The 12935-nt window shown below is 72.9% G+C and carries 9 protein-coding genes; 8 read left to right on the top strand and 1 reads right to left on the bottom strand.

The features are described 5' to 3' along the window. The first annotated feature begins 8 nt into the window (after nt 1-8). The 4 genes from H6X67_RS04055 (at nt 9) to H6X67_RS04070 (ending at nt 6990) form a co-directional block, all read left to right on the top strand. A complete protein-coding gene (locus H6X67_RS04055; protein ID WP_249377049.1) occupies nt 9-2906 on the top strand; it encodes a lysylphosphatidylglycerol synthase domain-containing protein in 2898 nt (965 codons plus the stop codon). A gap of 87 nt (nt 2907-2993) precedes the next feature. Next, nucleotides 2994-4631, top strand: coding sequence for a S8 family peptidase (locus tag H6X67_RS04060; protein WP_249369074.1), 1638 nt, complete (start codon nt 2994-2996; stop codon nt 4629-4631). A gap of 28 nt (nt 4632-4659) precedes the next feature. Then, the gene (gene tdh / locus H6X67_RS04065; protein WP_249369073.1) at nt 4660-5796 is read left to right on the top strand and encodes an L-threonine 3-dehydrogenase; all 1137 of its coding nucleotides are present in this window, start codon (nt 4660-4662) and stop codon (nt 5794-5796) included. A 3-nt stretch (nt 5797-5799) separates the two neighbouring features. After that, nucleotides 5800-6990: a glycine C-acetyltransferase gene (locus H6X67_RS04070; protein WP_249369072.1), complete on the top strand. Its 1191-nt coding sequence runs from the start codon at nt 5800-5802 to the stop codon at nt 6988-6990. A gap of 101 nt (nt 6991-7091) precedes the next feature. On the opposite strand, the gene H6X67_RS04075 is transcribed toward H6X67_RS04070, so the two are convergent. Next, on the bottom strand, nt 7092-8477 hold the full coding sequence (locus H6X67_RS04075) for an amino acid permease (protein ID WP_249369071.1): 1386 nt from the start codon (nt 8475-8477) through the stop codon (nt 7092-7094). Between the two features lie 98 nt (nt 8478-8575). On the opposite strand from H6X67_RS04075, the gene H6X67_RS04080 reads away from it, so the two are divergent. The 4 genes from H6X67_RS04080 (at nt 8576) to H6X67_RS04095 (ending at nt 12878) form a co-directional block, all read left to right on the top strand. Next, complete coding sequence (locus H6X67_RS04080; RefSeq protein WP_249369070.1) at nt 8576-10045, top strand: DUF2079 domain-containing protein; 1470 nt, start codon at nt 8576-8578, stop codon at nt 10043-10045. Nucleotides 10046-10080: 35 nt separating this feature from the next. After that, nucleotides 10081-10926 carry a DsbA family protein gene (locus H6X67_RS04085; protein WP_249369069.1) on the top strand — a complete coding sequence of 282 codons (846 nt, stop codon included), beginning with the start codon at nt 10081-10083 and terminating at the stop codon, nt 10924-10926. A 216-nt stretch (nt 10927-11142) separates the two neighbouring features. After that, nucleotides 11143-11775, top strand: coding sequence for a bifunctional 4-hydroxy-2-oxoglutarate aldolase/2-dehydro-3-deoxy-phosphogluconate aldolase (locus tag H6X67_RS04090; protein WP_249369068.1), 633 nt, complete (start codon nt 11143-11145; stop codon nt 11773-11775). Further along, complete coding sequence (locus H6X67_RS04095; RefSeq protein WP_249369067.1) at nt 11772-12878, top strand: sugar kinase; 1107 nt, start codon at nt 11772-11774, stop codon at nt 12876-12878. The genes H6X67_RS04090 and H6X67_RS04095 overlap by 4 nt, the downstream gene beginning before the upstream one ends. Nucleotides 12879-12935: the final 57 nt, after the last annotated feature.

Raw genomic sequence — 12935 nt, forward strand, 5'->3', positions numbered from 1 at the left:
CTCGAGCCATGACCGATGCCGCGCCCCCGGACGCCTCGGCCGCCCACGCCTCCGGCACACCCACCGCCCGCCCCGACGCCCCGGGCGCGCACACCCCCCACCCGGCGCAGCCGGAACCAGCTCCGTCCCTCGACCCCACCCGCACCTCCCCCGTCGGCATCCCACGCATCGGCCTGGCACCGGTCTCCTCGCCTGCCCCCCGCCCGACCCCGACGGTCCGCTCGCACACACTCCTCGTCGACTCCCAGCCGCAACGCCTGCGCCGCACCGAGGACCTGCTCGACCTGGCCCTCACCGTCGTCGGGTCCCTGTCGATGATCGTGCTCGCGATCTACGCGCACGAGACGACGACCGGAGTCACCCAGGACGTGCAGAACGTCCTCACCGTGGTCCTGAGGCAGATCCTCGTCCTGCCCCTTCAGGCGGTTGAGGGCCTGGCCACCTTCCTCATCCCGGTGGCGGTCCTGCTCACCCGCCTGTTCCAGAGCGCGTGGCGCAGCGCCCTGCAGGGAGCCCTCGGCGCGCTCGGCGGCTGGCTCGCCGGCCTGCTCGCCTACCAGGTGCTGGTCGCCTGGGCTCCCGAGGCCCTGGTCGCGGGCCTGACGGTCACGGCCTCGGGCACGGCGCAGATCGGCGTCTCGGCGACCTTCGCCGCCCTCGCCGGCCTGCTCACCGGTGCGGGCGACCGCCGCACGGCGACGACGGTGCGCATCGCCTGGGGCGTCGTGTGGGTCATCGTCGGGCTGACGGTGCTGCGCTCGGCCCTCACGCTGCCGGGCGCCCTGCTGTCCGTGCTCATCGGCCGCGCCGTCGGCCTCCTGGTGCGCTGGGCCCTCGGGGTGGACGACCGCCGCGCGCACGGCGTCGCCCTCGTGCGCGCCCTGCGCCGTGCCGGGGTCGACGCAGTGCGCGTCGTGCGCATGGACCCGGCCCCGGCCCCGCGCGCCTGGACGGTGACGACGGACGCGCCCCTGGGCTACACCGAGCGCGTGCGCGAGACCCCCCTGGCCGCTCCCGTGGACCTCGACCCCCTGCCCGGCCCGGTCAGCGGACCCGACGCCGACCCCGCCGTCGGCCCCTCCTCCGACCCGGCCTCCACCCGGCCCGACGGGGCGGGCCCCACCGCCACCTCCTCCACCCAGCCCCCGCACCAGGGGACCGTCACCGAGGACCCGGCGAACACAATCACCCCGGCCGACGGCGTCGAGACCACCACCGCGCTCGCCGAGGCCCGCTCCTCCGCGCTCACCGAGGGACGCCCCTCCGTCCACCGGGTCTACGCCGTGTGGGACGCCGAGGGCGTGCGCCGCGACGTCACCGTCCTGGACGCCGACCGCCAGGTCGCCGGCTTCCTCGCAGGCCTGTGGGACCGTCTGCGCGTGCGCGGCCTGTCCCCCACCCGCGACCTGTCGGTGCGTCCCGCCGCCGAGCACGCCGTCCTCATGACCCTCGAGGCCAGGCGCGTGGGCGTGCGCACCCCCACCCTCCTCGGCCTGGCCGAGGCGCAGGAGTCCGTCATCCTCGTCACCGAGCACGTCGCCGGCGCCCGGTCCTTCGACGCCCTGGGCTCCGACGTGCCCGAGGCGGTCCTCGACCAGCTGTGGGAGCAGGTCGCGGCCGCGCACGCCTCCGGGCTGGCCCACCGCGAGCTCGACGGCACGCACGTCGTCGTCGACGCCCACGAGCGGGTGTGGCTGCTCGACTGGGACTCCGGCGAGACCGCCTCCAACGAGCTCTCCCGGCGCGTGGACCTCGCCCAGGCCCTCGCCCTCATCGCCTCCGCCGTCGGCGTCGAGCGGGCCATCGCCTCCGCCTCGCGGGCCCTGAGCACCCAGCAGCTCGCCTCCATAGCCCCGATGCTGCAGAAGGTCGTGCTGCCGGACTCCACCCGCCAGGCGATGGGCCGGCGCGGCACGGTGCTACAGGAGCTGCGCGACGCCCTCGTGGCCCTCACCCCGACGGCGCACGCCGAGCCCGCCCGACTCACCCGCTTCTCCACCCGCACCGTCGTCATGGCGGTCGTCGCCCTGGCCGCGCTGTGGACCCTGCTGGCCCGCATGAACCTCGAGCAGATCAGCGAGGCGGTGCGCGAGGCGAACGTCTGGTGGATCCTGGCGGCCCTCGTCTTCTCCCTGGCGACCTACGTGGGCGCGGGCCTCGCGCTCGTGGCCTTCTCCCCGGTGCGCCTGGGCGTGCTGCGCTCCACGGAGGTGCACCTGGCCTCCTCGGTGGTCTCACTGGTCGCCCCGGCGGGTGTGGGCGGGGCGGCCGTCAACCTGCGCTTCCTGGGACGCAAGGGCGTTCCGACGGCGATCGGCGTCGCGACCGTCGCCCTCGTCCAGGTGGTCCAGTTCGCCGTCACGGTGGTGCTGCTCGTCCTGCTGGCGGCGCTCACGGGCCGCTCGACGGGGCTCACCCTGCCGTCGGGGTGGATCATGCTGGCCGCGGTCGTGCTCGTGGCGGCCGTCGCGGCGGCCCTGCTCATGCCGCGGGTGCGCTCCTTCCTGTGGGAGAAGATCGAGCCGACCTACCGGCAGGTGTGGCCGCGCGTGGTGTGGGTCCTGTCCAACCCGGGCCGCCTGGCGCTGGGGGTGGGCGGCACGCTGCTGCTGAGCCTGTCCTACGTCCTCGCCTTCGGGGCGAGCCTGTGGGCCTTCGGCTACACCCTGCCCTTCTCGGTCCTGGCGATCACCTACCTCGCCTCGAACACGGTGGGAAGCGTGGTGCCCTCGCCCGGTGGTATCGGCCCGGTGGAGATCGCGCTGACGGCGGGCCTCGTCGCGGCGGGCATCCCCTCGGGCGTGGCCCTGTCCGCCGCCATCGTCTACCGACTCGTGACCTTCTGGATCCCCATCCCCGTGGGCTGGCTCAGCCTCCAGCGGCTGCAGCGCAAGGGCGACCTGTAGCGGGCCGGGTACCGCTCCCCCTCGGCACGGACCGGTGGGCGTGCCAGACTTCCTGGCAACCGCCCCGCCCCCACCGAAGGTGCCCCCATGCGCTCCACCCGCAGACCGATCGTCGTCGTCCTGGTCGCGGCCGCCCTCGCCGCCGCACTCGTCCTCGCGCTCGTCATCTCCGGCGTGCTGCCGACCGGCTCCGGCACCGGGGCGGGCGGGGCCACGCCCACGACCGGTGCGGAGGCCCCCGACGTCGTCGCCGCCCCCGGCACCGCTCAGACCGCCCCGCCGTCGGAGGAGGCGGACCCCGACCGCTTCGTCATCAGCTATGACGAGGGCTCGCCCGCCGCCGAGGTCCTGGCCAGTGTCGAGGCCTACGGCCAGGACATCCTCGCGGACCTGCCGAGCGAGCAGCGGGAGGCGATCCTGGCGGCCGCCGAGCAGGCCTCCGTCGTCATCGAGGCCATCACCGCCCACTCGGGCGCCGTGGCCGCCATCGACCTGGCCGAGGGGCTGACGGACGAGCAGGTCGCGCAGTTCACCAGCCTCCTGGAGCAGATCGAGTCCATCACCTCCGTCGAGCCGGACCTCCAGCTCACCCCGCTGGACACCCACGTGCCCGACGACGCCTACTTCTCCTACCAGTGGAACCTCACGGACCAGGACCACGGCATCGCGGCAACCGACGCCTGGGCCACCTCCACCGGCGAGGGAGTCACCGTGGCGGTCATCGACACCGGTGTCCTGGCCGACCACCCGGACCTGGAGGGCCAGCTCCTGCCGGGGTACGACTTCGTCTCGGACCCGGTGATCGGGCGAGACGGCGACGGCCGTGACGCCGACCCCTCCGATGAGGGCGACGGCGTCGCCCAGGACGAGTGCGGTGACGGGTGGGAGGCCGAGACCTCCTCCTGGCACGGCTCGCACGTCGCCGGCATCATCGCCGCGGCCGCCGACGACGGCACCGGCGTCGCGGGCGTCGCCCCGGGGGCGAGGATCGTGCCGGTGCGGGCCCTGGGCAGGTGCGGCGGCTACTCCACGGACGCCGTCGACGCGCTCACCTGGGCCTCCGGCGGCCATGTCAACGGGGTGCCGGACAACCCCCACCCGGCCCAGGTCATCAACATGAGCCTCGGCGGGGCCGGCACCTGCCCGATGTTCTACCAGAAGGCCATCAACGCGGCCGTGGCCCGCGGCTCGGTCGTCGTCGTGGCCGCCGGCAACGAGGACCAGGACGCCGCACTGGTCTCCCCCGCCTCCTGCCGCAACGTCATCACCGTGGGCGCGACCTCCAGCAGCGGCGCACGGGCGTACTACTCGAACTACGGCTCCGCCGTCGACCTGTCCGCCCCGGGTGGTGACGTCGTGGCCGACGGCGGCGTCCTGTCCCTGTCCAACATGGGCGAGACCGCCCCGACGGAGAACGCCTACGCCTTCATGGAGGGCACGAGCCAGGCGGCGCCGCACGTGGCCGGCACCATCGCCCTGCTCATGGCCCTCGACCCGGACCTCACCCAGGACGAGGCCCTGGCGCTCCTGCAGGAGACCGCGACCCCGGTGACGACCTGCGACCGCGACTCCTGCGGTGGCGGCGTCGTCAACGCGGCGGCCGCCGTCGAGCGGCTCTCCGCCTCCCAGCCCGGTGAGCCCCGCGACCGCTGGTGGAAGAAGGACCCGGCACCGGCCCCCACGCCGTCGCCCTCACCCCGGTCCGGCTGGCACAAGAACCGGTAGGTCCCGCCGGCGCCGTCTAGGCTGGGCCGTGCAGACCGCCCACCCGGCGGGGAACCCGGCCGCGCCGCTGCGGCCCATGCACAAGGAGATCCCATTGCGTGCACTGCGCAAGCCGGCCCCGGGACCCGGGCTCGAGCTGCAGGACGTCCCCGAGCCCACCACCGGGTTCCGGGAGGTGAAGATCCGCGTCCTGCGCACCGGCCTGTGCGGCACCGACCTGCACCTGGCCGGCTGGGACGAGTTCGCGGCCGCCCAGCTGCACCCGCCGATGACGCTCGGGCACGAGTTCTACGGCGAGATCGTCGAGATCGGCACCGGCACCGCCACCGACGAGTCCACCGCCGACGACGACACCGACTACCTGTCCGTCGGCCAGCGGGTGAGCGTCGAGGGGCACATCACCTGCGGGCGCTGCCGCAACTGCCGTGCGGGCCGGCGCCACATGTGCATCCGCACGAACTCGATCGGCGTCAACCGCGACGGCGCCTTCGCCGACTACGTGGTCGTGCCGGCGCGCAACGTGTGGCCGCAGTCGGAGCAGATCGACCCCGACCTCGGGGCGCTCTTCGACCCCTTCGGCAACGCGGTCCACACGGCGATGCAGTTCCCCCTGGCCTCCGAGGACGTCCTCATCACCGGGGCCGGCCCCATCGGTGTCATGTGCGCCGCCATCGCCCGCCACTGCGGGGCGAGGAACGTCGTCATCACGGACCTGTCCGACTACCGGCTCTCCCTGGCCGAGAAGGTCGGGGTCACCACGGTCAACACCGGCCGCGAGGACCTGCGTGAGGTCATGCGCGACCTGGGGATGACGGAGGGCTTCGACGTCGGCCTCGAGATGAGCGGGGCCCCGGCCGCGACCCGCCAGATGATCGACGTGTGCAACCACGGTGCGAGGATCGCCATGCTGGGGCTGCCCAAGGCGGGCTACGAGATCGACTGGAACAAGGTCATCACCCACATGCTCACCATCAAGGGCGTCTACGGCCGCGAGATGTACGACACCTGGTACAAGGGGTCGTTCATGCTGGGCTCGTCCGAGCGCCTGCGCAACGAGATCCGCGGGCTCGTCACGCACCGCTTCGCCCCCGAGCAGTGGCAGGACGCCTTCGAGGCCGCCCGCTCCGGCGAGTGCGGCAAGGTCATCATCAACTGGGAGGAGTGAGGGATGTTCGCCTTCAAGCAGGAGATCAGCGAGGAGCTGGCCGCCATCGAGTCCACCGGGCTGTACAAGCACGAGCGGGAGATCACGAGCGCGCAGGGCTCCGAGATCGAGACCACTGAGGGCCCCGCCCTCAACTTCTGCGCCAACAACTACCTGGGACTGGCCGACGACTCGCGTGTGCGCGACGCCGCCCACGAGGCGCTGGACCAGTGGGGCTTCGGCATGAGCTCGGTGCGCTTCATCTGCGGCACCCAGTCCCCGCACCGCGCGCTCGAGCGCGAGCTGGCGGACTGGCTGGGCACCGAGGACGCGATCCTCTTCTCCAGCTGCTTCGACGCCAACGGGGCGATCTTCAACGTCCTGCTGCGCGCCGGGGACGCGATCATCTCCGACGAGCTCAACCACGCCTCCATCATCGACGGCGTGCGCCTGTGCAAGGCGACCCGCTGCCGGTACCGCAACGCGGACATGGAGGACCTGCGCGCCCAGCTCGAGGCGGCGAGGGCGGCGGGCGCGCCGCGCGTCATGATCGTCACGGACGGCGTGTTCTCCATGGACGGCTCCTACGCCCCGCTGCCCGAGATCGTCGCGCTGGCCGAGGAGCACGGTGCGCTCGTCATGGTGGACGACTCCCACGCGACCGGCTTCGTCGGGGCGACGGGGGCGGGAACGCCCGAGCTCTTCGGGGTGGAGGTGGACGTGCTGTCGGGCACGCTCGGCAAGGCGCTGGGCGGGGCGAGCGGCGGCTACATCGCGGGACCTCAGGAGGTCGTCGACCTGCTGCGTCAGCGGGCCCGGCCGTACCTGTTCTCCAACACGGTGGCCCCCGCCGTCGTCGGAGGCTCGCTGCGGGCGGTGCGGATCGCCCGTCACGCGGACGAGTCGCGCTCGGTGCTGGCACGCAACGCCGAGCTGTTCCGCTCCCTCATGGAGCGGGCGGGCTTCACCCTGCTGCCCGGCTCCCACGCGATCGTGCCGGTGATGTTCCCCGGGCCGGAGGGCGCGATGCTGGCCGGGCGCGTCGCGGACCGCATGCTGGAGCTGGGCGTGTACGTCATCCCCTTCTCCTACCCGGTGGTGCCCAAGGGCAGGGCCCGGATCAGAGTGCAGCTGAGCGCGGCGCACACCGAGGAGGATGTGCGCCGGTGCGTGGCGGCCTTCACCCAGGCGCGCGACGAGGTGCAGAGTCACTGATCCCTAGTCAGAGGCGCCGGGCGTCACAGGCGCCCGCGTGATTTCGCCGTTCTTCTGCCCGGCCCGAGGCTCTGACTAGGGATGCGTGACAGCAGTCCCCCTCAGCGGCGCGCGTGGCGCCGGTGGACGGCCCAGGCCACCGCCATGACCACGAACCACAGCGGGGAGGCCATGAGCGCCTGGCGCGTGTCCTGCGCCAGCGTCAGCGTCCAGGCGACGAAGCCGAAGAAGGCCAGGCTCGCCCAGGCGGCCGCCCGCCCACCGGGGACCGTGAAGGCGCTGGCCTCATGACGCTCGGGGCAGCGCGTGCGGTAACGCAGGTAGGACACGACGATGACGCCCCACACGACGATGAACAGCACCGAAGCCACCGTCGTCACCGCCGTGAAGGCCGACATGATCGAGCCGGACAGGTACATAAGCGGGATCGAGGTGAGCAGCCCCGCGCAGGTCACCAGCAGGGACCAGCCGGGCACGGACCGGCCCGTCAGCCGCTTGAACACGCGGGGCGCCTGGCGGGCCCAGGACAGCCCGTAGAGCATCCGCGAGGTCGAGTACAGGCCCGAGTTCGCGCTCGAGGCCGCCGCCGTGAGCACGACGAAGTTGACGACACCGGCGGCCACCCCGAGCCCGGCGAGGGCGAACATCGACACGAAGGGGCTGCTCTCCGGGGAGACCTCCCGCCAGGGGGTGACCATCATGATGGCCGCGAGCGCCCCCAGGTAGAACAGGACGATGCGCACGGGGATCGCGTTGATCGCCTTGGGCAGGGTGACGTGCGGGTCCTTGGCCTCGGCCGCCGTGGTGCCGACGAGCTCGGTGCCGATGAAGGCGAAGACGGCGATCTGGAAGGCGCGGGCGAAGCCGCCGAAGCCGCGCGGGAAGAGGCCGCCGTCGGACCAGAGGTTGCTGACCGAGGCGACGGCCCCGTTGGGGGAGGTGAACCCCACGGCCACCATGACGACGCCGATGACGACGAGCGCGAGGATGGCGATGATCTTGACGATGGAGAACCAGAACTCGATCTCCCCGAAGGCCTGGACGGTCGTGAGGTTGATGGCCAGCAGCAGCGCGACCGTGACGACGGGCGGCAGCCACAGCGGCACACCGGGCCACCAGAACTGGATGTAGCCGGTGATGACGACGACCTCGGCCACCGCGGTCACCAGCCAGGAGAAGTAGTAGGTCCAGCCGGTGAGGAAGCCGGCCCACGGCCCGATGAGGTCGGCGGCGACGTCGGCGAAGGACTTGTAGGACAGGTCCGAGAGCATGACCTCGCCCAGTGCCCTCATGACGAGGAAGAGGACAGCCCCGATGAGGGCGTAGACGAGGAGCACCGAGGGCCCAGCCAGGGAGATCGTCTTGCCGGAGCCCATGAACAGGCCCGTGCCAATGGCCCCGCCGATGGCGATGAGCTGGACGTGGCGGTTGGTGAGCCTGCGCTGGAGCTGGCCCTCGGCGACGAGGTCCTCGACGGTCTTCGGCATGCGTTCTCCTCGGGATGGCACTGGGCGCAGCCTACGTCGGCCCACCTGACGCTCCGGCGGGCAGGGGCGCCGGGCCCCAGTCGCTAGGCTCGGCGGCGATGAGTCTCCTGTCACGCGCCTGCCGCCCTGCTGCCGATGTCCTGCCCGCGGTGGTGGCGGTCGCCGTCGGCGCCCTGCTCATGTGCACCTACTCGGTGGGCCAGTGGGTCTCGATGCAGGTCCCCAGCTGGGACCTGGCGATCTTCTCCGAGCTGGCGAAGGCCTACGCGCACCTCGAGGCGCCGGTCGTGCCCATCAAGGGCGAGGGCTACAACCTGCTGGGTGACCACTTCCACCCGGTCCTCGTGCTGCTGGGCCCCGTGTGGGCGCTGTGGCCCTCCCCGCTGGCGCTGCTCATCGTGCAGGACCTTCTCCTGGCGGTCTCCGCCTGGCCCGTCACCCGGCTGGCGGCGCGCACGGTGGGGCCGTGGGCGGGTGGGGCGCTGGGCCTCTTCTACGTCCTGTCGTGGGGCGTGCAGGGAGCGGTGGCGGCCCAGTTCCACGAGATCGCCTTCGCGGTGCCGATGCTCGCCTGGGCGTCGGTCGCCTTCGTCGAGGGCCGGTGGGCGGCCTGCGCCCTGTGGGCGGCACCGCTGGTGCTCGTCAAGGAGGACCTGGGCCTGACCGTCCTCATGGCGGGCCTGGCCATCGCGTGGCGGGCCCGCGGTGAGCAGGTCCGGGTGGGGCGCCGCCGTCTCACGGGCACGGGCCTGGGCCTGGGGCTGGCGCTCTTCGGCCTCCTCTCCTTCCTGCTGACGGTGGCGGTGGTGCTGCCGGCCCTGTCCCCGACAGGCACGTGGGAGTACGGGCTGGGCGGCAACGCGGGGGACGGGTCGACAGCGGCCACCGCCCCCGGGGGCCTGCTGGCGCGGCTGCTGTCCCCGTCGGTCAAGATCGCGACGCTAGGAGTGCTGGCGATGACGGCGGGGCTGGTAGGCCTGGCCTCGCCGTGGATGACGCTGGTGCTGCCGACGCTGGCGTGGCGCCTCCTGTCCACCAAGGAGGCCTACTGGCAGTGGGAGCACTGGCACTACAACGCGGTGCTCATGCCCATCGCCCTGGGGGCGCTGCTGGACGTGCTCGTGCGTCTCAAGGGCGGCCGCCCGTGGACGCGGGCGGCGGTACCGGTGCGCTGGCTGTCGGTGGTGGCGGTGGGGCTGCCCCTCGTCCTGGGGGTGGTGACGGCGCCGCGCCTGGCGCTGGCCGGCATGCTCGAGGAGGGCTGGGGGCAGGAGCCGCCGCGCGCGGCGGCCGCCCGGCAGGTGCTCGGGACGGTCGCGCCGGGCTCGACGGTGGAGACGGACCTGGGGCTGCTCGCCTACCTCGTGGAGCGCGCGGAGGTGTACTGGGTGGGGACCTCCTCGGTGGACACGGACTACGTCGTCGTCGACTCCCTGTCGTCGGCCTGGGGGGGCAACCCGCCCACCGACGCGGCCGAGTGGGCGATGAGCACGTCGTCGTCGGGCGCCGTGTACGAGCTGGTCCTCGACGTCGAGGGCTACCAGGTGGCCCGGCGGGTGGAGGGATGAGGTCGGCGCCCGCGCTCGTCTGAGAGACTGCCCGCATGAGCACGGTTCCCACCCCTGTCCCTGAGCCCACCTCCCCCGCGAGCAGCAGGCCGGGCCCGCACCCGGCGGTCCTCACGGTCCTCATCGTCATCGCCGTGCTGCTGGCCCTCATCGCGGCCCTGCTGGTCGTGCGCGACACGAGCACGAGCACGACGACGGCGGTCGCGACCTCGCCGGTGGTGGCAGGCTCGCCCGCGACGGAGAGCCCGCAGGCCCCGACGCCCGCCGCACCGCCGGCAGCGCAGCCGACCGCCGCAGCGTCGGTGACGGACGAGCAGGTCCTGGCGCTCATGCACGCCGAGGTGCGCAGGGACCCCGAGGACGCTCAGGCGAAGGGCGACGTGGACGCACCGGTGGTGCTCGTCCTCTACTCGGACTTCTCCTGCCCGTACTGCACGATGTTCGCCCAGGACGTCGAGCCGGGCCTGTCCGACCTGGTGGAGGACGGCACGCTGCGCATGGAGTGGCGCGACCTGGCCCAGATCTCGGCCTCCTCGCCGCTGGCGGCGCAGGCGGGGATCGCGGCGGCGAACCAGGGGCGCTTCTGGGAGCTCCACGACGCCGTCTACGCGGCCGCGGACCCGAAGGGGCACCCGGAGTACACCGAGGAGTCCCTGCTGGCCTTCGCCGAGCAGGCGGGGGTGGAGGACCTGGAGCGCTTCCGGGCGGACATGACCTCCCAGGAGACGGTGGACCGGGTGGCCGAGGCGACGCAGCACGCCCACCAGCTGGGGATCACGGGCACGCCCTTCCTCATCGTCAACGACGCCGTCATCGGCGGCTACGCGCCGGTGGAGTACGTGCGCCAGACGGTGCTGGACCAGGCGGCGCTGGTCGGCTGAGTCCCGACGGCGGCCGGGGCGCGGGCTGCCGGGCACGGGCCGGGTGGGGCTCTGGCCCGGCCCGTCGTGCGGGCGGCAACTTCCTGGAACTGTGTCCGCCGTCTCAGGCGGTCGGTAGCCTCACCATCGTGCACGCGCACAAGCGGGTGCGTCGACGGCGAAGAAGGCGACGCACCCTGCGCGCCCCCTGACCACGCCCCGTCCGGAAGGACCACCATGGACGCACTCACGATGCTCCGCGCCAACCCCGTCGTCCCCGTCGTCGTCGTCGACTCCGCCGAGGAGGGGCTGGCGGTCGGCAGGGCCCTCGTGGCCGGCGGCATCCACACCGCCGAGGTCACCTTCCGCACCGCCGCCGGGGCGGAGGCGATCCGCGCCATGAGTGAGATCGAGGGCCTGACCGTCGGGGCCGGCACCGTCATCACCCCCGCCCAGGTCGCCACCGCCCGGGCCGCCGGTGCCCAGTACATCGTCTCGCCCGGCTTCAGCGCCGACGTCGTCAAGGCTACCCTCGACGCCGGTCTCGTCTCGCTGCCCGCATGCTCCGACGCCTCCTGGATGATGCGCGCCCTCGAGCTGGGCATCGAGGTCGTCAAGTTCTTCCCCGCCGGGGTCCTGGGCGGCATGAGCGCGATCAAGAGCTACGCGGCGCCCTTCCCCACCCTCAAGTTCCTGCCGAGCGGCGGCGTGAGCGCCGCGAACCTCGGCGAGTACCTCTCGAGCCCCGTCATCGCCGCCGCCTCCGGCTCCTGGATGGTGAGCAAGGACCTCATCAAGGCCGGCGACTGGGACGAGGTCACCCGTCTGTCCGCCCAGGCCATCACGATCGCGAAGGAGTCCGGCCGATGAGCACCGCCCCCGTCACCCTGCGTCCCGCCGAGGACTGCGCCTACGACGTCGTCTCCCTGGGTGAGGTGATGCTGCGCCTGGACCCGGGTGAGGGGCGTGTGCGCACCGCCCGCCGCTTCGAGGTCTGGGAGGGGGGCGGTGAGTACAACGTCGCCCGCGGCCTGTCGCGCTGCTTCGGCCTGCGCGCGGGCGTCGTCACGGCGCTGGCGGACAACGAGGTCGGCCGCCTCATCGAGAGCCTCATCCTCGCGGGTGGCGTGCGCCCCCTCATCTCCTGGGCTCCCTATGACGGCATCGGCCGCAGTACGCGCAACGGCCTGAACTTCACCGAGCGGGGCTTCGGGGTGCGTGGCGCCGTCGGCGTGTCCGACCGCGGGCACACCGCCGTCGCCCAGATGCGGCCCGAGGACGTCGACGTCGACGACCTGTTCGGCAGGCAGGGGGTGCGCTGGCTGCACACCGGCGGCATCTTCGCCGCCCTGTCCGAGACGGCCGCCGAGGTCGCCGAGACGGTGATGGACGCCGCCCGCCGCCACGGCACGGTCGTCTCCTACGACCTCAACTACCGGCCCTCACTGTGGAAGGGCATCGGCGGCCAGGAGCGGGCCCAGGAGGTCAACCGGCGTCTGGCCCGCTACGTGGACGTCATGATCGGCAACGAGGAGGACTACACGGCCTCGCTCGGCTACGAGGTCGAGGGCGTGGACGCCAACCTCTCACAGCTCGACACCTCCTCCTTCGAGCGGATGATCGAGAAGGTCGTCGCCGAGTTCGACAGCTTCAAGGTCACGGCCACCACCCTGCGCCAGGTGCGCACCGCCACCGTCAACGACTGGGCGGCCATCGCCTGGTCCCGCGAGGGCGGCTTCGTGCGCTCCACGGAGCGTCCGGGCCTGGAGGTCCTCGACCGCGTCGGCGGTGGCGACTCCTTCGCCTCGGGTCTCATCTACGGGCTCATGGAGCTCGGTGACCTGCAGGCGGCCGTGGAGTACGGCGCCGCCCACGGGGCGCTGGCGATGACGACGCCCGGTGACACGACGATGGCGACCAAGGCGGAGGTCGAGCGCCTGGTCGGGGGCGGCGGCGCCCGCGTCCAGCGCTGAGCGGGCCCTGAGGGGGGCCCGAGTGACCCCACTGTCTCATCTCGAGGTCCCCGGTTC

Source organism: Actinomyces sp. AC-20-1, from assembly GCF_023369555.1.
Classification (GTDB): Bacteria; Actinomycetota; Actinomycetes; order Actinomycetales; family Actinomycetaceae; genus Actinomyces.